General features: G+C 72.3%; 17 protein-coding genes. 3 read left to right on the forward strand and 14 right to left on the reverse strand.

The genetic code is table 11. The features are described from left to right. Window positions 1–345: 345 nt before the first annotated feature. The 6 genes from ACH4S8_RS12685 to ACH4S8_RS12710 all read right to left on the reverse strand — a co-directional run bounded on the left by ACH4S8_RS12685 (window position 346) and on the right by ACH4S8_RS12710 (window position 9,468). Window positions 346–1,206 (reverse strand): chaplin, encoded by an 861-nt coding sequence (locus tag ACH4S8_RS12685; RefSeq protein ID WP_398392891.1) that lies wholly within the window; start codon window positions 1,204–1,206, stop codon window positions 346–348. A 228-nt stretch (window positions 1,207–1,434) separates the two neighbouring features. Continuing rightward, on the reverse strand, window positions 1,435–1,692 hold the full coding sequence (locus tag ACH4S8_RS12690; protein WP_398392893.1) for a chaplin: 258 nt from the start codon (window positions 1,690–1,692) through the stop codon (window positions 1,435–1,437). A gap of 400 nt (window positions 1,693–2,092) precedes the next feature. Then, complete coding sequence (locus ACH4S8_RS12695) at window positions 2,093–4,012, reverse strand: AMP-dependent synthetase/ligase (protein WP_398392895.1); 1,920 nt, start codon at window positions 4,010–4,012, stop codon at window positions 2,093–2,095. 60 nt (window positions 4,013–4,072) lie between these two features. Next, the gene (locus ACH4S8_RS12700) at window positions 4,073–5,680 is read right to left on the reverse strand and encodes a von Willebrand factor type A domain-containing protein (RefSeq protein ID WP_398393176.1); all 1,608 of its coding nucleotides are present in this window, start codon (window positions 5,678–5,680) and stop codon (window positions 4,073–4,075) included. 240 nt (window positions 5,681–5,920) lie between these two features. Further along, entirely contained in the window at window positions 5,921–6,784 is an 864-nt protein-coding gene (locus ACH4S8_RS12705; RefSeq protein WP_398392897.1) for an ABC transporter permease, read from the reverse strand. After that, window positions 6,781–9,468, reverse strand: a complete 2,688-nt coding sequence (locus tag ACH4S8_RS12710) for an alpha/beta fold hydrolase (RefSeq protein ID WP_398392899.1) — start codon at window positions 9,466–9,468, stop codon at window positions 6,781–6,783. Before ACH4S8_RS12710 ends, ACH4S8_RS12705 begins: the two co-directional genes overlap by 4 nt. A gap of 116 nt (window positions 9,469–9,584) precedes the next feature. On the opposite strand from ACH4S8_RS12710, the gene ACH4S8_RS12715 reads away from it, so the two are divergent. Then, window positions 9,585–9,995, forward strand: coding sequence for a GNAT family N-acetyltransferase (locus ACH4S8_RS12715; RefSeq protein ID WP_398392901.1), 411 nt, complete (start codon window positions 9,585–9,587; stop codon window positions 9,993–9,995). Window positions 9,996–10,051: 56 nt separating this feature from the next. Here ACH4S8_RS12715 and ACH4S8_RS12720 read toward each other — a convergent pair whose 3' ends face one another. The 6 genes from ACH4S8_RS12720 to iolC all read right to left on the reverse strand — a co-directional run bounded on the left by ACH4S8_RS12720 (window position 10,052) and on the right by iolC (window position 18,077). Continuing rightward, window positions 10,052–11,461 carry an APC family permease gene (locus ACH4S8_RS12720; protein ID WP_398392903.1) on the reverse strand — a complete coding sequence of 470 codons (1,410 nt, stop codon included), beginning with the start codon at window positions 11,459–11,461 and terminating at the stop codon, window positions 10,052–10,054. Between the two features lie 387 nt (window positions 11,462–11,848). Next, a complete protein-coding gene (mmsA, locus tag ACH4S8_RS12725) occupies window positions 11,849–13,351 on the reverse strand; it encodes a CoA-acylating methylmalonate-semialdehyde dehydrogenase (RefSeq protein ID WP_398392905.1) in 1,503 nt (500 codons plus the stop codon). A 14-nt stretch (window positions 13,352–13,365) separates the two neighbouring features. Next, complete coding sequence (iolD, locus tag ACH4S8_RS12730) at window positions 13,366–15,282, reverse strand: 3D-(3,5/4)-trihydroxycyclohexane-1,2-dione acylhydrolase (decyclizing) (RefSeq protein WP_398392907.1); 1,917 nt, start codon at window positions 15,280–15,282, stop codon at window positions 13,366–13,368. Next, the gene (gene iolB, locus ACH4S8_RS12735; RefSeq protein ID WP_398392909.1) at window positions 15,279–16,121 is read right to left on the reverse strand and encodes a 5-deoxy-glucuronate isomerase; all 843 of its coding nucleotides are present in this window, start codon (window positions 16,119–16,121) and stop codon (window positions 15,279–15,281) included. The genes iolD and iolB overlap by 4 nt, the downstream gene beginning before the upstream one ends. A 7-nt stretch (window positions 16,122–16,128) precedes the next feature. Next, entirely contained in the window at window positions 16,129–17,013 is an 885-nt protein-coding gene (locus ACH4S8_RS12740) for a deoxyribose-phosphate aldolase (protein WP_398393178.1), read from the reverse strand. 53 nt (window positions 17,014–17,066) lie between these two features. Continuing rightward, window positions 17,067–18,077, reverse strand: a complete 1,011-nt coding sequence (gene iolC, locus ACH4S8_RS12745) for a 5-dehydro-2-deoxygluconokinase (protein ID WP_398392911.1) — start codon at window positions 18,075–18,077, stop codon at window positions 17,067–17,069. A gap of 129 nt (window positions 18,078–18,206) precedes the next feature. On the opposite strand from iolC, the gene ACH4S8_RS12750 reads away from it, so the two are divergent. After that, a complete protein-coding gene (locus ACH4S8_RS12750; protein WP_398392913.1) occupies window positions 18,207–19,208 on the forward strand; it encodes a sugar phosphate isomerase/epimerase family protein in 1,002 nt (333 codons plus the stop codon). Window positions 19,209–19,437: 229 nt separating this feature from the next. Next, window positions 19,438–19,638 carry a helix-turn-helix transcriptional regulator gene (locus ACH4S8_RS12755; protein WP_398392915.1) on the forward strand — a complete coding sequence of 67 codons (201 nt, stop codon included), beginning with the start codon at window positions 19,438–19,440 and terminating at the stop codon, window positions 19,636–19,638. A gap of 76 nt (window positions 19,639–19,714) precedes the next feature. Here the strand turns inward: ACH4S8_RS12755 and ACH4S8_RS12760 are convergent, their stop codons facing one another. Together ACH4S8_RS12760 and ACH4S8_RS12765 are read right to left on the reverse strand one after the other, a co-directional pair. After that, entirely contained in the window at window positions 19,715–20,758 is a 1,044-nt protein-coding gene (locus tag ACH4S8_RS12760) for a zinc-dependent alcohol dehydrogenase family protein (RefSeq protein ID WP_398392917.1), read from the reverse strand. A gap of 278 nt (window positions 20,759–21,036) precedes the next feature. After that, window positions 21,037–23,382 carry an MMPL family transporter gene (locus ACH4S8_RS12765; RefSeq protein ID WP_398392919.1) on the reverse strand — a complete coding sequence of 782 codons (2,346 nt, stop codon included), beginning with the start codon at window positions 23,380–23,382 and terminating at the stop codon, window positions 21,037–21,039. Between the last annotated feature and the right edge of the window lie 50 nt (window positions 23,383–23,432).

A 23,432-nucleotide genomic window follows, 5' to 3' on the forward strand; every position in this document is an offset into this window, starting at 1 on the left:
ACTTCGAGCCGTCGGTGCCGGGGCTCTTCCTGGCGGGCTGGTCACCGCCTCCGCCTTCGGCCCTGCCCTGCCCTGCGCTGCGTGCACGGTGCCGGCTTCACGGCGGACACGCCGGTGCGCGGTGTGTGGCGGCGGCTGCGCGCGGGGCCGGGCGGCGGCCGGATCCCTGCAGCCGCGGACGGCCGCCGGCGGGGATCGGGCCCGGGACTCGGCGCCGGGCGCCGAAACGGGCCGCGCGCCGGTTCGGCAGGCGGCCCGGGTCCGGTCGCACGCCGCGTCGAACGGGCGCGCGGACCGGCTCCGGGTGCCGGACGCGAGGACGCGAGCGGCACCCGGAGCGGGGCGTCACGGACGGGACGCGGCCCGGCTGCGCCGGTAGAGCAGGGTGCCGCCCGCCAGCAGGACGGCGCTGATCGCGGCGTTGGCGATCATTCCCTCGCTGCCGGTCTCCGCCAGCGAGGGCGGGGCCGGGGGCTGCTCGTGGACCTTCACGGGCGGGGTGTACACGACGGGCGTGTGCGGGGTGTGCTTCTTCGGCGGCTGCGGAACCGCCCGCGGGGGCGTGTGCGGAGGAGTGCAGTGGTGCGGGGTGCTCCTGTGGACCTCCGGCGCGTGGTGGTGGCCGCACTCGTTGCCGAGCGCGGAGTTCAGCAGACCGACCACGTCCAGGGAGTTGCCGCAGAGCTCGACCGGGACGTCCACCGGAACCCCGGCCTGGTCGCCCGACAGGACACCGGGCGAACCCTGCGCCTGGCCGTACGACGAGGAGCCGCTCCAACCGCCTTGGTGGACACCCGAGTCGCCGTGCCCCGCACGCATGTGACCGGGGTGGGCCTGCCGGGAGTCGCCGTACCCCGAGTCGCCGTAGCCACGGTGTTCACCGCCGTAGCCGCCCTGGCCAGCGCCCGGGTGACCGCCGTACTCACCGCTGTGACCACCGGCGAGGTCACCGAGGCCACCGGCGAGATCGCCGAGGCCGCGCGTCTGGTCGGTGCCGCCGTGGCCGGCGTCCGGTCCCCGGTGGCGCGCGGGGCCGGCGTCGTGCTGGACGGAGTGGTGCGGCGCCGCGTGCCGGCCCTGCGAAACCGGGCCGTTGGCACAGGAGTTGCCGAACGCCGGGTTGAGGGCGGCGATGACGTCGACCGTGTTGCCGCAGACGTTCAGCGGCACGTTCACCGGAACCTGGACGTTGTTTCCCGACGCCACGCCGGGTGAGTCCGAAGTGGTCGCGGTCGCATGGGAGTCCGCGAAGGCCGGACTGGCGTACAGGGACATGATGCCTGTCGCAGCCGCGGCCAGGACCACTCCCCTACTCAGGTTCTGTCGCACTCTTTTTTGTCTTCCTGCTGGGAGAAGTGAGGAGCCGGCCTGGGGTCCGTGAGGCGGTCCGAGGCCGGCCTTGGCACAGCCGGAGGCGGCTGAAGTGCCGGATCGTCAGTGGTTGGCGCAGCGGTTGCCGATCGCCGGGTTCAGCAGAGCGATCACGTCGATCGAGTTGCCGCACACGTTGACGGGAATGTGGATCGGCACCTGGATCACATTGCCCGAGAGGACACCGGGAGAGTGGGTGGCGACGCCCTTGGCGCCCGAGTCCGCGAAAGCCGGGGCGGCCATGCCCAGAGCCATGATCGCGCCGACGGCGACGGAAGTGCTCTTCCTGAGCTTCACGTGCTTTCCCTTCTCTGCGGTCATGCCGCTTTGTCGGCCGAGACCGAGCGAGCACGACTTGGGCGGCTCGCATCATGACCTGCAGTCTGTGAACGAGGGACGGACCGCCGAAGAAACTGCGGAACGTACGCCCACGGGGAATTCACTCGAATCGCCCTGCCCGGAATCGGCACGGAAGCTTCACGGCAGGTGAAACGCCCCTCCCGAAGAAGAGGCATTTCACCTGGAACGGGAATGTCAACACGACAGAAATGGAATTCATATATACGCCGAGAAAGCGCGGCAGGGCCCGGACCGCCTGCCCGGACCGCCCGCCTCGAAACGGCGTGCGGCCCGGGTCCCGGGCGGCACGCCGCTCTTCGGAGCGGCCCGCCGTTCCCGTGTCCGGAGCGGGAGTTCCGCGGCGGCCGGCAGGAGGGACGGTTCAGCTCCCGTACAGCGCCTCGATCTCGGCCGCGTACGCCGTCGTCACCGCGTGCCTGCGCACCTTCAGGGACGGGGTGAGCAGGCCGTTGTCCTCGGTGAACTCGCCTTCCACCAGGGCGAACGCGCGAATGGACTCGGCCCGGGAGACCGCGGCGTTGGCGTGGTCCACGGCCTTCTGGACATCCGCGCGCATCCGGGGATCGCGGACGACCTCCGCGAGCAGGGTGTCCGCGGAAAGTCCGCGGACGGCGAGCCAGTGGGCGACCGCCTCGGCGTCGAGGGTGATCAGGGCCGCGACGAACGGGCGGTTGTCGCCGACGACGAGACACTGTCCGACGGGCGTGCGGCTGCGCAGCCGGTCCTCCAGGACGGCGGGCGAGACGTTCTTGCCGCCCGCCGTGACGAGGATGTCCTTCTTGCGGCCGGTGATGGTGAGATAGCCGTCCCGGTCGAGCGCGCCGAGGTCGCCGGTGGCGAACCAGCCGCCGGTCAGGACGGCGTCGGTGGCCGCCGGGTCGTTCCAGTAGGCGCCGAAGACGACACCGCCCTTGATCAGCACCTCTCCGTCGTCGGCGATACGGACGGAGGTTCCCGGGACCGGCAGGCCGACCGTTCCCGGGCGGGGCCCGAGCGGCGGGACCACGGTGGCGGCGGCGGTCGTCTCGGTCAGGCCGTAGCCCTCGTAGACGATGATTCCGGCGGCGTGGAAGAACAGGCCGAGGTCGCGGTCGAGCGGGGCGCCGCCGCTGATGGCGTAGTGCGCGCGGCCGCCGAGTTCCTTGCGGATACGGCGGTAGACCAGCAGGTCGTACAGCGCCCAGGCCGCGTACAGGCCGGGTCCGGGACCCTTGCCCGTCCCGAGGAACCGGTTCAGGTACGCCTCCCCGAAGCGCACGCCGACGCGGTGGGCGCGGTCGAAGGAGGCGGCCCGGCCTGTCTTCTCGGCGGTCGCGCGTCCGGTGGCGTGGATCTTCTCGAAGAGGTACGGGACACCGACCAGGAACGTGGGCCGGAACTCCCGCAGCGCGGGCCGGAGTTCGTCCGGCTTGATGCTCGGGCAGTGGCCCAGCTCGATCCGGGCCATGAGGCAGGCGATCTGCAGGGTGCGGCCCATGATGTGGGCGAGCGGGAGGAAGAGGATCGTCGACGCGGTCCGGCCGGTGACCTGCCGGAAGACCGGGTGCAGCAGCTCGACCGTGTTGGCGGCCTCGGCGTGGAGGTTGGCGTGGGTGAGGACGCAGCCCTTGGGCCGGCCGGTGGTTCCGGAGGTGTAGCAGATCGTCGCGACCGTCCCGGGGGTGAGCGCGGCGCGGCGCTCGGCGACCTCCTTGTCGGTGATGTCCCGGCCCAGGGAGGCGAGTTCGGCGAGGGCCCCCGCGTCGAGCTGCCAGACGCGCGGGGGTTCGGGGTGGCGGGCGACGCCGGTGGAGACGGTCTCCGCGTTCGCCGGGTTCTCGACGATCACGAAGCGGGCGCCCGAGTCGCGGACGATCCACTCCACCTGTTCGGCGGAGGAGGTCGCGTAGACCGGGACGGTCTGGCCGCCGGCCGCCCAGACGGCGAAGTCGAGGACCGTCCACTCGTAACGCGTACGGGACATCACCGCGACCCGGCCGCCCGGTTCGAGGCCCGCCGCGATCAGCCCCTTGGCCGTGTCGGTGACCTCGCGGGCGAAGGCGGCCGCTGTCACCGGCGTCCAGCCGCCGGCACCCGGCCGCCGCAGCACGACGGCGCCGGGGGCCTCGGCCGCGTTGGTGAAGGGCAGGTCGGCCGTGCTGCCGGCGGCGGGTACCGGCACCAGGGCGGCGGCCCGCGCCTCGCGGACCGTACCGTTCCCGTCCCTGACCAGTTCCACCCGGCTGCGGCCCGCCAGGTCCGCGTGCCGCTTCGCCCGTCGCAGATCCTTGCGTACGCCCATCACAGCTCCCGGTCGCGGGGTTCGTGCCGCCGGGTCAACTTACCCGCGCGTAAGGAGAATTCAACGGGTCGCGCAGTCGTCGGCGCAGATGTCCAGTTCGCGGGCCCGGCCGATGGCGGTGGCGAGCGCCGAGACGTCCTTGTCCTCGGTCTCGTTCGCCAGGGTGCGGGCCTTCGTGGCGAGTTCCGCCAGGGGCGGGACACCGGGCAGGGAGTTCCAGCGGGCGTCGCCGGCGCGCAGGTCGTCGGCGAAGTAGGCGGCCACGGCGGTGACCTGGAAGGAGTACGGCGAGGTCCAGACGCCGTCGCGCAGGTCGCCGGTCTCCAGGCTGCCGGACTCCTCGTGCGGGGCGCGGGTGCCGGGGTCGAGCCAGCGGACGGTCGCGGTGGCCAGATGGCCGGAGGCCCCGGGGCGGGTGCGGACGGCGTAGAGGGCGGTGACCGTGTGTCCGGGGCCCACCTCGCCGCCGTCCACCTTGTCGTCGCGGAAGTCCTGGTCGGCGACCTTCCGGTCGTCGTAGCCGATCAGCCGGAACTGTTCGACCGTCTCGGGGTCGAAGGCGACCTGCGCCTTGGCGTCGCGTGCGGTGAGGTCGATGTTCTGCGGGAGCTGGTCGCAGAACACGGTGAGGGCGTCGTCGCGGCCGGAGACGTACGTCGTGTGGCCGTCGCCCTTGTCGGCGAGGCGCTCCATGAGGGCGTCTCCGTAGTCGCTGCCGACGCCGACGCCGAAGAGGGTGATGCCGTGCTCGCGGCGGGCGGAGGAGATCCGTTCGAGGATGGTGTCCGCGTCCGTGTCACCGGTGTTGGCGAGGCCGTCGGAGATGAGGACGACCCGGTTGGTGGCCCCCTCGCGCAGCCCGTGGACGGCGGTCGCGTACCCGGTCCGCACGCCCGCGCCGAGGTTGGTCGAGTCGGTCGGCTCCAGGCCGTCGATCGCCCGGTGGACGCGGGCCCGGTGGTCGCCGAGCCGGGTCATGGGCAGCACGGTCTCGGCCTCGTCGCTGAAGGTGACCAGGGCGATCGAGTCGTCGTCGCGCAGCCGGTCGGTCATCACGTCGAGGGATTCCCGGGCCAGGTCGAGGCGGCCGGGTTCGGACATGGAGCCCGAGATGTCGATGACGAAGGTGAGGGCGGCGGGCGGGCGTTCGCGCTCGCTGTCGGCGGGCCGGGTGGCGAGCCCGACCCGGACGAGGGACCAGCGTCCGTCGTCCGTACGGGCTCCGTCGACGGAGACCGAGAAACCGTTGCCGTCGGGGCGCCGGTAGTCCTGGCGGAAGCTGTTGACGAACTCCTCGGGGCGGATCGTCGCGGGGTCGGGGACACGGCCGTCGGCGAGGGTGCGGCGGGCGTAGCCGTACGACGCGGTGTCGACGTCGAGGGCGAAGGTGGAGAGGTAGTCGGGCGACGGCGTGGCTTCGGGGGCGTCCGACTGCTCGCCCTGCTTGTCGCCCTCGGCCGCGCCGCCGGTCGGCCGTGCGGGGGCAGGCAGCGGGAGGCTGCGGCGGCCGGACTTGTCCGCCCCGTCGGAGGAGTTGCTGCCGCTGCCCGCGCTGCATCCGGTGAGCAGCAGCGCGCCCGCGATCAGCGGGGCGAGCAGCGCGCCGGCCTGCCTCCGGCGGATCGCCGTCCGCGCGCCGCCGCGTGGACGGCCCGCTCCGGCCGCCATCCGTATGTGGTTCTTCCCCATCAGTACCCCCTCGGCGTACGGCCCTTGTGTGGGCCGACCTGTGTGACTGTGACGGCCGAGGGGGCCGTGATGTGCGCTCGGATGCGTTGCGGAAGGATTGCGAAGCGGCCACGGCGAGGAGCCGCCGAGACCGGTGGGTGACCTTCCGGAGACCGGGGTGTGCCGTGCGGACCGGTCCGGTTCCGCGCCGGTCCGGACGGCAGCTCCCGGAGCACCTTCTTACGACACGATGTCCTTGCGCCGGAAGCCGCGGAAGGCCAGGGCGAACAGGACGAGCGCGTACGTCACCGAGATCGCGGCTCCCTGGACCATCCCGCTCCATTCCGGTGTCGGCTGGATGGCGTCGGCCCAGGCGAACTGCCAGTGCGCGGGCAGGAAGTCGCGCCAGTGGCCGAGGGCGGTGACCGCGTCCAGGACGTTGCCCACGATGGTCAGGCCGACCGCGCCGCCGACCGCGCCGAGCGGCGCGTCCGTCTTCGTGGACAGCCAGAACGCCAGCCCCGCGGTGACCAGTTGGGACACGAAGATGTACGCGATCACCGCGAGCAGCCGCTGGGTGGCGGTGCCGGCGGAGAGCGCGCCGCCGGTGGGGATCTCCAGGGGGCCCCAGCCGTAGGCGGCGGTGCCCACGGCCAGCGCGACGACCGGCAGCAGGACCATCGCCGCGAGGCTGAGACCGAGCGCGACGGTGAGCTTGGACCACAGCAGCCGGGCCCTGGGCACGGGGGCCGCCAGCAGATAGCGCAGCGAGGACCAGCTCGCCTCGGAGGCGACGGTGTCGCCGCAGAACAGCGCGACCGGGATCACCAGGAGGAAGCCCGCCGACACGAACAGGTTCACCGCGGCGAAGTTGGCTCCGGACGCGGTGGCCGTGTCCATCAGGGTGATCCGGCCGTTGCGCCCGCCGGGCTGCCCGCCGATCGCGAAGGCGACGAGCAGGACGAAGGGCAGGGCCGCGAGGACCGCGCCCATCACCAGGGTGCGGCGGCGTTTGAGCTGGCGGACGAGCTCGACGCGCAGCGGCAGGGTGCGGCGCGCCCGGTACCCGTCCGCCGTCCCGGTCCGCTCGAGGAGCGTGCTCATGCGGAGCCTCCGATCAGGGTGAGGAACGCGTCTTCCAGACGGCGGTGGGGTCCCACGGACGCCACCGGTACTTCGAGGCGTACGAGTTCCACGACCAGGCGTTGCGCGCTGCCGCCGGGGTCGAGGCGGACGAGGAGTCCGTCCTCGGTCGCGACGGCCGAGAGCACGCCCGGCAGCGCGCCCACCTTCTCCACAACCGGCGCGTCGACGGGTGCCCCGGTGCCGACGAGCAGGGTGTCGCCGGAGCCGATGATCTCGGACACCGGTCCTGCCTGGACGAGCCGGCCGCGGTCCATGACCACGAGGTGGGTGCAGGACTGCTCGACCTCGGCGAGGAGATGGCTGGAGACGATGACCGTGCGGCCCGCGGCGGCGTAGCGGATCATCACCTGGCGCATCTCGCGGATCTGCGGCGGGTCGAGGCCGTTGGTCGGTTCGTCCAGGATCAGCAGGTCCGGGAGGCCGAGCATGGCCTGGGCGATGGCGAGGCGCTGGCGCATGCCCTGGGAGTAGGTGCGCACCGCGCGGGCGAGGGCGTCGCCGAGTCCGGCGATCTCCAGGGCCTCCTCCATGTGGGCGTCCTCGGAGGGACGGCCGGTGGCCCGCCAGTACAGCTCCAGGTTCTCGCGGCCGGTCAGGTGCGGGAGGAAACCCGCGCCCTCGACGAACGCTCCGACGCGGGAGAGGACCGGCGCGCCGGGGCGGATCGCGTGTCCGAAGACGTGGATCTCGCCGTCGTCGGGGGTGATGAGGCCCATGAGCATGCGCAGGGTGGTGGTCTTGCCCGCGCCGTTGGGCCCGAGCAGGCCGAGGACCTGGCCCTTCTCCACGCGGAACGACAGGTCCCGTACCGCGTACCGGTCGGCGGACTTGGCGTAGCGCTTGCTCAGGCCGGTGATCTGGAGCGGGACGTCGGCCCGTTCGGGGTCGGGCGCGGGGGCGCTCGTGCGGCGGCGGCCGGTCAGCAGCAGGGCCAGGGCGGCGAGCGCTCCGGCGAGCGGCAGCCACCACACCCAGGAGGGCAGCGGCGCGGCGGCGGTCTTCACCGCGGGGGCGGTGGGCACCTGGAGGGCGCTCTTCAGCGACACGGTGTACGTGGCCGGGGCCGCCGGGGAGGCGTAGCCGAGGTCGGTCGAGGAGAGGACCAGGCGCAGCCGGTGGCCCTTCTGGACCGCGTGGTCGATGGCGGGAAGGGTCAGGGACACGTCCTTGCCGCTCTTGGCGCCCTCGACGCGGAGGGGGGTGACCAGCTGGGAGGGCAGTACCTGTTGGGTGCCGCCGGGGCCGACGTCGTACACCTTCGCGAAGAGGACGGCGTCGTCGGTGCTGGAGCGGACGTGCGCGGTGACGGTCGGCGAGCCGGTGATCCGCAGGTCGTCCCGGAAGGGTGCGGACTCGAAGCGGGCGTACTGGCCGGGGAAGTCCAGGGAGATGCCGACGCCGAGACCGGAGAGCTGGGCGAGGCCGCCGGAGCCGCCGAGTCCCGGCAGGGCCGAGACGGAGGGGGGACTGGCGCCCGCCGGGTTCTGGAAGCGCTGCTCGGGTCCGGTCAGCGCGACGGTGTGGCGGCCGCTGTCCAGTCCGGGGTAGGTGTCCGAACTCGCGCCGCGCAGCAGGGCGGCGCCGTCGGTGGAGTCGACGCCTCCGGTGCGGGTGACACGGAAGGCGGGGCCGGTGGCGGCGCCCTTGTCGTCCTTCAGGTAGCGGTCGAACCAGGAGACGACGCGGGAGGTGACGCGGTCGCTCTCCATGTCGCCGCCGTCGTGTCCGCCCGCGATCCAGTCGACGTCGACGGGCGCTCCGTTGGCCTTGATCGCCTTGGCCATCGCGTCGGCCTGGCCGAGCGGGAAGAGGGAGTCGGACTGGCCCTGGGTGATGAGGGTGGGGACCTTGATGCGGTCGCCGACGGCGGAGGGGCTGCGCTCCTGGAGCAGCTTCACCGCTGCCGCGTCCGGCTTCCCGGACTCCGCGACCCGGTCGTACATGGCGCACAGCTCGGGTTCGAAGCGGGCGCAGCCGCCGCCGGAGTTGATGAAGATGCCGGCCCAGAGCTTCTTGAACACGCCGTTCGGGAACAGGGCGTCCGCGAGGTTCCAGTACGTGATCGAGGGGGCGATGGCGTCGACGCGCGGGTCGTTCGCGGCGGCCAGCAGGGAAATGGCCCCGCCGTACGAGGCGCCCGCCACGCCGACGCGGGGGTCGCCGCTCTTGTCGAGCCGGACCTCGGGGCGCCGGGCGAGCCAGTCGACGAGCCGGGAGACGTCGGCGACCTCGGCCTTGGGGTCGTTCAGCCCGATGCGGCCGGTGGACCTGCCGAAGCCGCGGGCCGACCAGGTCAGCACCGCGTAGCCGTCGCGGGCGAGTCTCTCCGCCTCGCCGCGTACGTCGGCCTTGCTGCCGCCGAAGCCGTGCGCGAGCAGGACGGCGGGGCGGCGCCGCGAGGTGGGGCCCGCGGTGAAGTACGAGGTGTCGAGCCGCACCCCGCCGCCCATGGCCATGACACGGTCGGCGCGGTGCACGGCGGGCGCGGCGTCGTCGGAGGCGACGGCCGTCCAGGTGCCCGCGCCGGCGAGCACCACGAGGGCCGCCGCGGCGGCCGCCCATCTCCCGCGGGCTCGCGCCGTCGTGCCGGCGGCGGGTTGCCCCCGGCGCGGCCCGCGCGGCCGGGGCAGTCGAAGATCCATGGCTCAACGGTACGGGCGCCCGCCGGCGACCGGGACAGCCGCCGGGTTGAACCGGCGGCCCTCCCGGGGAAGTACGGCCGGGGCCGCGTGTACCGCGTCCGTGGTACGAACGGGCCATGGAGCTGCGCCGCGCCGCCACGGCCCTGGAACTGACCGCCGCCGAGTACCTCTTCGACGCTCCCGTGCGTCCCGAGTGGGCGCGGCGGTTCCTTCGGGCGCAGGGGCATCATCTGTTCCTGGCCTACGAGGGCGAGGTGCCGGTCGGCTTCGTCAGCGGTGTCGAGACGGTCCACCCCGACAAGGGCACCGAGATGTTCCTGTACGAGCTGGCCGTGGCGGAGCCGTTCCGGCGGCGTGGCGTCGGGCGGGCGCTGGTCCGTGAGCTCGCCGCCCTGGCCCGGGAACGCGGCTGCTACGGGATGTGGGTCGGTGTGGACACCGGAAACGACGTCGCCCTCGCCACGTACCGCAGTGCGGGTGGCAAGGACGACGGGTCGTGCACGGTGATGACGTGGGACTTCGGCTGAGGCCCTCGTGAGGGGGCGGGCCCTGCGGGAGGGAGCCGGGCGGCGTGCCGCTCCGGTTACGCCTGCGCGTCCTCCGGGATCGACACCAGCCAGCGGGTGTCGCGGCGGGGGCGCAGGTAGAAGGCCCAGTACAGGGTGGCGACGGCGGTGATGCCGCCGGTCCACAGCAGGTACTGCGTCTCCTGCTGGGTGAGGACGTAGGCGAGGACGACGATCAGCAGGATCGGCATCGCGGGCCACAGCGGCATCCGCCAGGCCGGGGTGTGCTTGTGGTGGCCGCGGCGGGCGAGCAGGGCGGCGACGGCGACGAGCAGGTACATGGCGGTCACCGACACGCCCGTGACGCCGTACAGGGTGTCGAGGTTGACGAAGCAGAGGGCGGCGCCGGGGACGCCCACCAGCAGGGTGGCGACCCAGGGGGAGCCGAACCGGCCGAGCTTGGACAGGCCGTTGTTGACCGGCTCGGGCCACGCCTTGTCACGGGCCGAGGCGAACAGGACGCGCGAGTTCTGGATGACCATGACGATGCCCGCGTTGATGATCGCGAGGGCGACGCAGAGGCTGACGAACGTGCCGACGGCCGAGTTGGACCAGGCGGTGACCATGCTGCTGATGTCGCCGCCGGTGAGCTCCGTGACGTCGGAGGCGCCCATGGTGATGGCGACGACCGGGACCAGGATGACGACGGTGGAGATGGCGAGGGTGGCCAGCACCGTGCGGGCGACGTTGCGCCGCGGGTTCTCCAGCTCCTCGGAGAGGTAGACGGCGGTCGAGAAGCCCTGGGTGGCGAAGAGGGCGATGGCGAGCCCGGAGATGACGAGCATGGCCGTCACGGGGTCGGTGTGCGCGCCGGTGCCTGCGACCTGCATCGAGGTGAGGCTGCCGAGGCCGCGGTGGGCGTGGGTGAAGCCCAGCAGGGCCACGACACCGGCCGCGATGACCTCCAGGACCAGGAAGATGCCGGTGATCCAGGCGTTGGCGCGCAGGTCGAGCAGGCCGGCGACGGTGGCGAGGAGCATCACGCCCGCGCCGGTCATCGCCGGGTCGAGGTGCACCACGGGGGCGAGGTAGTCGGCGGTGCCGATGGCGATCACCGGCGGGACGATCATGACCACCAGCAGCGACATCACGAAGACGAGCCAGCCCGCGAGGCGTCCGGCCATGGTCGAGACCATGGCGTACTCGCCGCCCGCGCTGGGGATGAGGGTGCCCAGCTCCGAGTAGCAGAACGCCACGGCGATACAGAGCAGCGAGCCGATCGCGATCGTGAGGGCGGTCGCGGTGCCGAGCGAGCCGAAGAGATCGGGTATGACCACGAAGAGCGTCGAGGCCGGGGTCACGCAGGACAGCGTCAGCAGGGTGCCGCCGACGACGCCGATGGAACGCTTGAGCGTCTTCGGGTTCCCGGTCGCCGTTGGGGCGGCGTCCAGGACGGCGGTCTCGACGGGGCGGAGCGTGTCGGTCATGAAACGGTTCCGATCAACTCGTGCATCAGAGGTTCGGGCGGGAGCGATATCGCCTCCGGCGGCTCGCGTCGTACTTCTTTCTCGTCCGCTCCCGCGCCGATGGAACCTTGACGGAAACCGTTGCGTCAATAGCCGTTTACCTACGGAATCCGCAAGAGCAGAGCGACGCACATCACATTGTTTTCCCAGGCGGTGAAGCCATCATGTTGCAATCATCAGGAGCTACTGAAGATTGACCTTGCTTTCGAAGGTCATATCAATCAGTGACCTACATCACCCGGTTGATCCCGATGAACGGGAATCGTTGCGGGGGCGTCAAAAAAACGTTAAGCCGTCCGCATAACGGACGGCTTAACGGGGTGGGTCAGGAGGTGGTGCGGGCGGGCCTCAGTGGTTGCGCGGGAAGCCCAGGTCGACGCCCGCGGGGGCCTCGGACGGGTCCGGCCAGCGGGTGGTGACGACCTTGCCGCGGGTGTAGAAGTGCGTGCCGTCGTTGCCGTAGATGTGGTGGTCCCCGAAGAGGGAGTCCTTCCAGCCGCCGAAGGAGTGGTAGCCCACCGGCACCGGGATCGGCACGTTCACGCCGACCATGCCCGCCTCGATCTCCAGCTGGAAGCGGCGGGCGGCGCCGCCGTCCCGGGTGAAGATCGCGGTGCCGTTGCCGAAGGGGGACGCGTTGATCAGCGCCACGCCCTCCTCGTAGGTGTCCACGCGCAGCACGCACAGCACCGGGCCGAAGATCTCGTCCTTGTACGCGTCCGCCGTCACCGGCACGCGGTCCAGGAGCGAGAGGCCGATCCAGTGGCCGTCCTCGTAGCCCTCGACCGTGTAGCCCGTGCCGTCGAGGACGACCTCGCAGCCCTGGTCGGCGGCGCCCTTCACGTAGGAGGCCACCTTGTCGCGGTGGACGGCCGTGATGAGCGGGCCCATCTCGGAGGCCGGGTCGTCGCCCGGACCGATCTTGATCTTCTCGGCGCGCTCGCGGATCTTGGCCACCAGCTCGTCGCCGACGGAGCCGACCGCCACGACCGCGGAGATCGCCATGCAGCGCTCGCCGGCCGAGCCGTACGCGGCCGAGACGGCGGCGTCGGCCGCGGCGTCCAGGTCGGCGTCCGGCAGGACCAGCATGTGGTTCTTGGCGCCGCCCAGGGCCTGGACGCGCTTGTGGTTCGCGGCGGCGGTGGTGTGGATGTAGCGGGCGATCGGGGTCGAGCCGACGAAGGACACCGCCTTGACGTCCGGGTGCTCCAGGAGGCGGTCGACGGCCACCTTGTCGCCGTGCACGACGTTGAAGACACCGTCGGGCAGACCGGCCTCGGCCAGCAGCTCGGCGAGCTTCATGGCGGCCGACGGGTCCTTCTCCGACGGCTTGAGGACGAAGGTGTTGCCGCAGGCGATGGCGATGGGGAACATCCACATCGGGACCATCGCCGGGAAGTTGAACGGTGTGATGCCCGCGACGACACCCAGCGACTGACGGATCGAGGACACGTCGACCCGGGAGGCCACCTCGGTCGACAGCTCGCCCTTGAGCTGCGTCGTGATCCCGCAGGCCAGCTCGACGATCTCCAGACCGCGGGCGACCTCACCGAGCGCGTCCGAGTGCACCTTGCCGTGCTCGGCGGTGACCAGGGCGGCGATCTCGTCGCGGTGGGCGTCGAGCAGCGCGCGGAACTTGAACAGGATCGTGGTGCGCTTGGCCAGCGACGACGTCCCCCAGGTGGCGTACGCGTCCTTCGCGGCGGCGACCGCGGCGTCGACCTCCTCGACACTCGCGAACGCGACCCTCGTGGTCACGGCTCCGGTCGCCGGGTCGGTGACCGGCCCGTACGCACCCGACGCCCCCTCGACGGACTTGCCACCGATCCAGTGGTCGACGGTCTTCGTCATGGCCATGCACTCCTTCACAGATGGCGTCGTCGGGCGGCGACGTGCCGGTCGTACTCCTCGCGTGCCTTGACCGCCGACTCTCGGGTCGCGGTCTCGGCCACGGGTACATCCCACCAGGCCTGGGCCGGGGGCGCGCCCGACACTGTGTCTGCCGTTTCGGTCTCCACGTAGACACATGTGGGAGTGTCCGCCTCGCGTGCCTCGGCCAGGGCCGCCCGCAGGTCGCGCACGGTCCTCGCGCGCAGGACCCGCATACCCAGACTGGCCGCGTTGGCCGCGAGATCCACCGGCAGCGGCACCCCCGTGTAGGTACGGTCCGCGGCCAGACGGCGGTACGCCGTGCCGTAGCGCTCACCGCCCACGGACTCCGAGAGCCCGCCGATCGACGCGTACCCGTGGTTCTGGAGGATGACCACCTTGATCGCGACGCCCTCCTGGACGGCCGTGACGATCTCGGTCGGCATCATCAGATAGGTGCCGTCGCCCACCAGCGCCCACACGGGCCGGTCCGGGGCCGCCATCCGCACGCCGATCGCGGCCGGGATCTCGTAGCCCATGCACGAATAGCCGTACTCGACGTGGTACTGGTCCCGCGACCGCGCCCGCCACAGCTTGTGCAGGTCGCCGGGGAGCGAGCCGGCCGCGTTGATCAGGATGTCGTCCTCGGTGACCAGCTCGTCGAGGACACCGAGGACCTGCGGCTGGGTGGGCCGGACGTCGATGTCCTGCGCCTCGTAGGCCGTGTCGACGCGGTACTCCCAGCGCTCCTTGTCGTTCGTGTACTCGCTGACGTACGCGGGCTCCGCGCGGTGGCGGTCGGCCGGCAGCGCCTCGGCGAGCGCTTCGAGACCGGCGCGCGCGTCGGCGATCAGCGGGATGCCGGCCAGTTTGTGGCCGTCGTACGGAGCGATGTTGAGGTTGAGGAAACGGACGCCAGGAGCCGCGAACAGCGTGCCCGAGGCGGTGGTGAAGTCGGTGTAGCGGGTGCCGACGCCGATCACCAGGTCGGCGGTGCGGGCCAGCTCGTCGGCGGTCGCCGTGCCGGTGTGGCCGATCCCGCCGACGTCCTGCGGATGGTCCCAGCGCAGCGAACCCTTGCCCGCCTGGGTGGAGGCGACGGGGATACCGGTGGCCGAGGCCAGGCGGGCGAGCGCCTCCTCGGCGCGGCTGTGGTGCACACCGCCGCCCGCGACGATCAGCGGACGCCGGGCCCCGCGGACCGCCTCGACGGCGCGGGCCAGCTCGCCGGGGTCGGGCGCCTGGCGGCGCACGGTCCAGGTCCGCTCGGCGAAGAACTCCTCGGGCCAGTCGTACGCCTCCGCCTGCACGTCCTGGGGCAGCGCGAGCGTGACGGCGCCGGTGTCGACGGGGTCGGTGAGCACCCGCATCGCCTGGAGGGCCGCCGGGATCAGGGCCTCGGGGCGGGTGATCCGGTCGAAGTACCGCGACACCGGGCGCAGACAGTCGTTGACCGACACGTCCCCGGCGAAGGGGACCTCCAGCTGCTGGAGCACCGGGTCGGCGGGGCGCGCCGCGAAGACGTCGCCGGGCAGGAGCAGCACCGGCAGACGGTTGACGGTGGCGAGCGCGGCACCGGTGACGAGGTTGGTGGCGCCGGGCCCGATGGAGGTGGTCACGGCGTGCGCGGAGAGCCGACCGCACTGGCGGGCGTAGCCGACGGCCGCGTGCACCATGGCCTGTTCGTTGCGCCCCTGGTGGAACGGCATCACGGGGGGTGCCGGGGGTGTCCCCCTGCCGGGCGCGGTGGCGTGCTCGAGAAGCGCCTGGCCGATCCCGGCGACGTTCCCGTGGCCGAAGATGCCCCACATGGCGCCGATCAGCCGGCGCCGGGCGCCGTCCCGTTCGGTGTACTGCGCGGCCAGGAACCGCACCAGCGCCTGCGCGACCGTCAGCCTCGTCGTCGCGGTCATCGGTATCCCCCTGCGTTCCTCGCGTGCTCCGGGTGGAAGCGGATCCGCCATTCCCTTTCCCCGCCCGGCCCCGCCATGACGTTCAGGTAGTACATGGCATGACCGGGCTGGGCGATGGACGGACCGTGCCATCCGTCGGGGACGAGGACGGCATCGCCGGTGCGGACCTCGGCGAGGACGTCCGATCCGCCCTCACGGGAGGGGAAGACGCGCTGATAGCCGAAACCGTCCGGTCCGTCGATCTCGAAGTAGTAGATCTCCTCCAGCAGGGACTCGACGCCGGGCAGGTGTTCGTCGTGCTTGTGCGGCGGGTACGAGGACCAGTTGCCGCCGGGGGTGATCACCTCCACGGCGATGAGCCGGTCGCACGCGAAGACGTCCGCGGCGGCGAAATTGCGCACCTGGCGGGCGCAGTTGCCGCTGCCGCGGTCTTCGACGGGAACCTCCGGCGCGGGGCCGTAGCGGGCGGGGAGTCGGCGCTCGCACTTCGCTCCTGCCAGGGCGAAGCGGCCTCCCGCGCCGGAGGCGATCTGGGCTCGGGCCTCACGGGGAACGTACGCGAAGTCGGAGACTCCGTCGAACACGCTCCGCCTGCCCAGGAGTTGGAACTCCTCCTCTTCCATGCCGTCCTTGGTGCGCACCGTGCAGCCGCCGGTGAGCGGGAGCACGATCCACTCGCTGTCCCCGGTGGTGAACGTGTGGGTGCCGCCGGGTGACAGCTCCACGATCCGCAGGCTGCTGTGGGTCCAGCCCGCGCGTTCGGGGTCGATGTCGAGGGCGTAGTGGGCGTCGGCGGCGGTGCCCCTGGGCACGTACAGCCCCTGGTCCGGACGTCTCATGCGGCCCTCACAGAAGTCCTACGGCGGTGTCCACGGCCGCGGCGACATCGCCGTCCGCGGGGTACAGCAGCGAACGGCCCACCACCAGGCCCTGCACGGTGGGGAGTTGGAGCGCCCCGCGCCATTTCTCGTACGCGCCCTCCTGGTCCTCGCCGACATCGCCGCCGAGCAGGACGGCGGGCAGCGTGGAGGTCTCCATGACGCGGGCCATGTCGTCGGGGTTCTCGGTGACGGGGACCTTCAGCCAGGTGTACGCCGAACTGCCGCCCAGGCCGCCGGCGATGGCGATGGACTTGGTGACGGCCTCGGCACTCAGATCGTTGCGCAGGGTGCCGTCGCTCCGGCGACGGCAGAGGAACGGTTCGACGAAGACCGGGAGCCGGCGTTCGGCCATGTCGTCGATCACGCGGGCGGTGGACTCCAGGGTGCGCAGCGATCCGGGGTCGTCGTAGTCGATGCGGAGCAGCAGTTTTCCGGCGTCGAACCCGAGCCGTTCGATGTCCCTCGGGCGGTGGCCGGTGAAGCGGTCGTCCAGTTCGAAGGCGGAGCCCGCGAGTCCGCCCCGGTTCATGGACCCGATGACCACCTTGCCGTCGAGCACGCCGAGCAGCAGCAGGTCGTCGAGTATGTCGGCGGTGGCGAGCACGCCGTCGACACCCGGGCGGGAGAGCGCGACGCACAGGCGCTCCAGCAGACCGGCGCGGTCCGCCATGGCCAGCTTCCGGTCGCCCACGGCCAGCATGCCGCGGGCCGGGTGGTCCGCGGCGACGATCATCAGCTGCCCGGGGCCGTCGAGCAGCGGCCGCCGCACCCGCCGGGCGGCGGCCTCAGCGATCGCCTCGGGGTGACGGGCGCGGACGCGGACGAGGGCGGGGACGTCGACGCGGGGCAACGCGCGCGCGTCGCCGCCCTGTTCGGGGCGGGCTCCCCCGACGTGGCCCGCCCTCACCGCACGGCTCCGGCCGTGAGGGCCTCTTCGATCTCGCGCGGGGTCGGCATCGCGGAGGAGCACTCCAGCCGGGAGGCGACGATGGCACCGGCCGCGTTCGCGTGGCGCATGATCTTCTCCAGGTCCCAGCCGGCGAGCAGTCCGTGGCAGAGGGAGCCGCCGAACGCGTCGCCCGCGCCGAGACCGTTGAGGACCTCGACCGGGAGGGGAGGGACCTCGGCGATGGTGCCGTCGCGGTGGACGGCGAGGACGCCCTTGGGCCCCTGTTTCACCACGGCGAGCTCGACACCGGCTTCGAGGAGAGCGGCGGCAGCGGCGTGCGGCTCGCGCTCTCCCGTGGCGATCTCGACCTCGTCGATGTTGCCGACGGCGACGGTGGCGTGGCGCAGGGCCTCGGCGTAGAAGGGGCGTGCGAAGGCCGGGTCCTCCCAGGCCGGGTCCTCCCGGACTGCGTCTTTCCGGGAGGTGTTCGTCCAGGCTGCGTTCGTCCAAAACATGGGGCGCCAGTCGAGGTCGAAGACCGTCGTACCGGAGCGGGCGCGGTGGGCCAGCGCGGTCAAGGTGGCCGTCCGGCTGGGTTCCGTGCACAGTCCCGTGCCGGTCATCCAGAAGACGCGGGCCTCGCGCACGGCGTCGAGGTCGAGTTCGTCGGCGCCGATCTCCAGGTCGGGGGCCTTGGGCTGCCGGTAGAAGTACAGCGGGAAGTCGTCCGGCGGGAAGACCTCGCAGAAGGTGACCGGGGTCGGCAGTCCCGGGACCGCGGTGACCCAGCGGTCGTCGACGCCGAAGCCGCGCAGCGCCTCGTGCAGATAGGTTCCGAAGGGGTCCGCACCCGTTCGGGTGATGACCGCCGTACGCCGTCCGAGCCGCGCGGCCGCCACCGCGACATTGGTCGCCGAGCCGCCGAGGAACTTGCCGAAGGAGGTCACCCGGGACAGCGGGACCCCCGTCTGCAACGGGTAGAGGTCCACGCCGATCCGCCCCATGGTGATCAGCTCGTACGCCATCGAGTTCCCTTCCCCGCGGTCCCTGCGGCTGCCCCCAGGTCTAGCCCCGCACGGGGAGCCTGTCAACGTTTTGTCCAGACATTCGGACCAGGCTTGACACCTCCGGGGAGCCGCCGGAAGCTGACGTCCATGACGTCGTTGCCGCCGCAGTCATCGCCGCAGTCATCGCCGCAGTCATCGCCGCAGTCGTCACCCGGGCCCTCGCCGACATCCTCACCGCGATCGTCACCTCCGTCCCCACTCTCGCGCATCCGGATCGGTTCGGCTCCCGACTCCTGGGGGGTCTGGTTCCCCGACGACCCCCTGCAGGTCCCCTGGCAGCGCTTCCTCGACGAGGTCTCCGGATCCGGCTACGAGTGGATCGAGCTCGGCCCGTACGGCTATCTGCCCACCGATCCGGACGTCCTGCGGGAGGAGACCGCCCGGCGCGGGCTCGGCGTCTCGGCGGGCACGGTCTTCACCGGGCTGCACCGGGGTCCCGACGTGTGGGAGTCCACCTGGGCGCACGTCTCCGACATCGCGGCGCTCGCCCAGGCGACGGGCGCCGGGCATCTCGTGGTCATCCCGGCCTTCTGGCGGGACGACAAGACCGGCGCGGTCCTGGAGGACAGCGTGCTGACGCCTGCCCAGTGGCGCGATCTGACCTCCCAGACCGAGCGGCTCGCCCATGAGGTGCGCGAGCGCTACGGGCTGAGAGTCGTCGTCCATCCGCACGCCGACACGCACATCGACAGCGAGGAGAACGTCACCCGCTTCCTCGACGCGACCGACTCCTCCCTGGTGTCGCTCTGCCTGGACACGGGCCACTACGCCTACTGCGGCGGCGACAGCGTCAAGCTGATCGAGACGTACGGCGAACGCATCGGCTACCTCCACCTCAAGCAGGTGGACCCGCAGGTGCTGGCCGGCGTGCGGGCCGAGGAGCTGCCGTTCGGGCCCGCCGTCGCGCGCGGCGTGATGTGCGAACCGCCCTCCGGCGTACCGGCGCTGGAACCCGTCCTCGCCGCCGCGCAGGACCTCGGCGTCGAGCTGTTCGCGATCGTCGAGCAGGACATGTACCCGTGCCCGCCGGACCAGCCACTGCCGATCGCCCGGCGCACCCGGGCCTTCCTGAGGTCCTGCGGGGCCTGACGCCCTCGCCCCACTGCCGCTCATGCGTCACTCGTGTCACAAAAAACACCGCCGTGTCACACATGTCGCGTATACGCGGGTCTTGCGTCACGTCCGGTCAACAGCCACGGCCCAGCGCTCACACCGCGTCGTCCACCGGGCACAGGCTGTGTGATCACCAGCGCAGCGCCCGGCTCCCCCGACGGCCGTCCCAGGCCGCCGCCGCGGCGCGCGCGGGGAGGTGCCACTCATGACCGACCGCAGGCTCTGGTCGTACAAGGAGATCGCCGCGCACATCAAGGTGCAGCCGGACACCGTCCGGTCCTACCGCAAGCACGGGCTGCTGCCGCCGCCCGACCACGTCGAGGCCGGCAAGCCCTACTGGTACGCCGACACCGTCCGCGCCTGGGTGGCCTCCCGCCCGGGAAACCGGGGCCGCGACAACAGATGACCGCATCGGCCGGGGTGCGACCCGCGGGATGACACACCCCCGGGACGCACCCCCGGCCCGATCCGGCGTGATCCCCTCACGCCCACGGCTCGACGACCGTCACCCCCGGACCCCGGGCCGAGCCCATGGCGGCGAGGGCGGACGGCGCGGCGTCCAGCGTGATCGCGGAGGTGACGAGGAGGTCGGGGCGAAGTGCCCCGGAGCGGACCAGTTCCAGCAGCGGCGGGTAGGCGTGGGCCGCCATTCCGTGGCTGCCGAGGAGTTCCAGTTCGAGGGCGATCACCCGGGCCATCGGGACCGGGGTGTCGCCGGTCGGTGAGGGCAGCAGGCCGACCTGGACGTGCCGGCCGCGCCGGCGCAGCCCGTTCACCGAGGCCGCGCAGGTGCCCGGCGATCCGAGGGCGTCCAGCGACACATGTGCGCCACCGCCGGTCAGTTCACGGACCGCCTTCGCCGGGTCCGCCACGGCGGAGGCGTCCACGCACTCCGCCGCCCCGAACTTCCGGGCCAGGCCGAGCGCCGCGGGCGACACGTCCACGGCCACGACCCGTGCGCCGGAAGCCGCCGCGATCATCACCGCCGAGAGACCGACGCCCCCGCAGCCGTGCACCGCGACCCACTCCCCCGGAGCAACCCTCCCCTGCGCGACCACCGCCCGGAAGGCGGTGGCGAACCGGCAGCCCAGGGAGGCCGCCGTCGCGAAGGACAGCTCCGACGGCACCGGGATCAGGTTCACCTCGGCGTGGTCGAGCGCCACGTACTGGGCGAAGGAGCCCCAGTGCGTGAAGCCCGGCTGGGTCTGCCGTTCGCACACCTGCTGGTCGCCCGCGGCACAGGCGGGACAGGTTCCGCAGGCGCAGACGAACGGGACGGTGACCCGGTCGCCGGGGCGGTGGCCGCTCACCCGGGCGCCCACCGCCTCGATCACTCCGGCGAGTTCATGGCCCGGCACATGCGGCAGCGTGATGTCCGGGTCGTGGCCCATCCAGCCGTGCCAGTCGCTCCGGCACAGCCCCGTGGCCTCGACCCGCACCACCACCCCGTGCTCCGGCGGCACCGGGTCCGGCACCTCCCGTACCTCGGCCGGCTCCCCGTACCGCTCGAACACCACTGCCCGCATCGGCTCCCGCCCTCCGCTCGGAGATCAGCTCCTGCGCAACGCTAGGCGATGCGGTCCGGTGCGGTGCGGGTCCAGTGGTGGGTCGGGGCCGTGCCGGTGCATCAGCCCGTCGCCGTCGGACGAGAGGTGACCGTCGGTGACGACGGGCATCGATGTACCGGCACGGCCCCTCCCGCGCGTACCCGGCTGCGGGCGCGTCGTGGCGTGCGTGAGAATTCAGCCCGTCCGGCGTTTGAGTAGCGGGGGGCTGGGGCGGGTCGGGGTTCAACCGAGGTCCGCTAACCGCGTGCCTCGGCCTTGTCCCGGCCGGGCTCCGGTTCCGACCCCTGTTCCGGCTCCGGTGCCGGTGCCGTGTCGGGGGCCGTGCCCGCGACCGGTGCCTCGCCCTCGCTCAGTCCGAACCGGTCGTGGAAGCGCCGCAGCGGTCCGGGCGCCCACCACGTGGCCGTGCCCGTCAGCCGCATGACCGCCGGGACCAGCAGGCTGCGGACGACCATCGCGTCCATCAGGACCGCGAGCGCGACGCCCAGTCCGAGCATCTTCGTGTTGGCCACCCGGGAGGTGCCGATGGCGACCATCACCACCGCGAGGATGACCGCGGCCGCGGTGATCAGTCCCCCGGTGCGCTGGAGTCCGAAGCGGACCGCCTCCCGGTGGTCGCCGGTGTGGTCGTACTCCTCCTTGATGCGGGAGAGGAGGAAGACGCCGTAGTCCATGGAGAGACCGAAGGCGACGCAGAACATCAGGACCGGCAGGGTCGTCTCGATCGAGCCGGAGCTGGTGAAGTCGAGGAGGCCGGAGAGATGGCCGTCCTGGAAGACCCAGACCACCGCGCCGAACATCGCGGTCAGACTGAGCGCGTTGAGCAGGACCGCCTGGAGCGGGATCAGCACGCTGCCCGTCAGCAGGAACACCAGGAACAGGGTGACGATCGCGATGAAGGCGGCCGCCCACGGGAGCCGGTCGGCTATCGCGTGCTTGGAGTCCACCAGGACGGCCGCCGTGCCGGTCACGGAGGTGTCGAACGGGGCGTCCGTCGCGCGGAGTTCACCCACCAGCCGCTGGGCCCCCTCGTCCACGGCCTCCCCCTTGGGCAGCACCGAGAAGTACGCGGTGTCCCCCTTCACCAGGGGGCCGTCCACGCGCAGCACCTCGGGCAGGGCCGCGATCCGCTCCTTGTACCGGGCGTATTCGGTCCCGGTGGCGGACCCCTCGGCCAGGATCTCCAGAGCACCGCCGGGACTGCCCGGGAAGCCGTCGCGAATGTGCTGCTGGACGATGTGCGACTCCGCGCCCGAGGGCAGCTGCCGGTCGTCGGCCGTGCCGAACTTCACGCCGAGGAAGGGCAGTCCGAGAACGACGAGGCCGGCCGTGGTGGCCACCGCGAAGAGCGGCGCCCTGCGCATGACGAGGGAGGCCATGCGGCCCCAGACGGCCCCGCCGGCGGCGGGATCCGGCCGTCCGCGCCGGAACAGGCGCCGCAGGTCGAGGGAGTTGACCCGGTCGCCGAGGAGCACGAGCGCGGCAGGGAGCAGGATCAGGGCCGCGGCCGCGGCGAGCAGCACGACGGCGATGCCCGCGTAGGCGAAGGAGCGCAGGAAGTACTGGGGGAAGACCAGCATCGCGGCCAGCGACACGGCGACCGTGAGGGAGGAGAAGAGAACGGTCCGGCCCGCGGTACGCAGGGTGACACCGATCGCGGCGCGCGGCGGGACGCCGCCGGCCAGTTCCTCGCGGAACCTGCGGACGATGAACAGGGCGTAGTCGATGGCGAGACCGAGACCGAGGGCCGTCGTCAGGTTCATCGCGAAAACCGAGACGTCCGTGACCTCGGTGAGTGCGCGCAGCACGGCGTTGGTGCCGAGGATCGCGATGATCCCGACCCCGAGCGGGAGCAGGGCCGCGACGGCGCTCCCGAAGACCATGACCAGCAGCAGGAGGGTCACCGGGAGGGCGATCATCTCGGCCCGGGTGAGGTCCTCCTTGATGGTCGTCTGCATCTCGTGCCGCACGGCGATCGGTCCGCCGACCTCGACCTCGACGGGACCGCTCTTCCCCCGGTAGGAGGGGGCGAGACGGTCCAGGGTGCGGGCCGCGGCCGTCTCGTCGCCGGTGATGCGGGCGGCGATCAGGGCTTCGTGGCCGTCGCCCGCCTTCAGCGCGGGTGAGCCGGACTGCCAGTACGAACCGACGCCGGTGACGCCGTGCTCGGCGGCCAGCCGTGCGGCGATCCGCTTGGCCTCGGCGGCGACCGAGGGGTCGTCGACCGAGGCGTCGCCCGCGTCGAGGAGGAGCAGCAGGTTGGGCTGCGAGGCGGGGAACTCCCGTTCCAGCGCCTTCGTCGCGTACGTGGACTGCGCGGTCGGGTCCTCCCAGCCGCCGCTGCCCAGCCGGTCCGCGACCCCGCTGCCCGCGACCACGGCGAGCGCGGTCAGCAGGAGGGCGACGAGCAGGGAGAGCCGTGGCCGCGCGGTCACGAACCGGGTCCATCCCCCGAGACGCGCGCCTTCGCCCGTACCCCTGCCCGAGCCCGAGCCCGAGCCCGTACGAACGCCCCCGCCCTCGCTCTCGCCCCCGCCGGGCCTCGCCCCGGGCCCGTCGTCCGCGCCGTCGACTTCGGACATGATGCGGTGTCCCCTCACCGTGACCCGATGACCCGCGTCCGTGCAGGCAT

The sequence above is a fragment of the Streptomyces sp. NPDC021080 genome, from assembly GCF_044333225.1.
GTDB lineage: Bacteria > Actinomycetota > Actinomycetes > Streptomycetales > Streptomycetaceae > Streptomyces.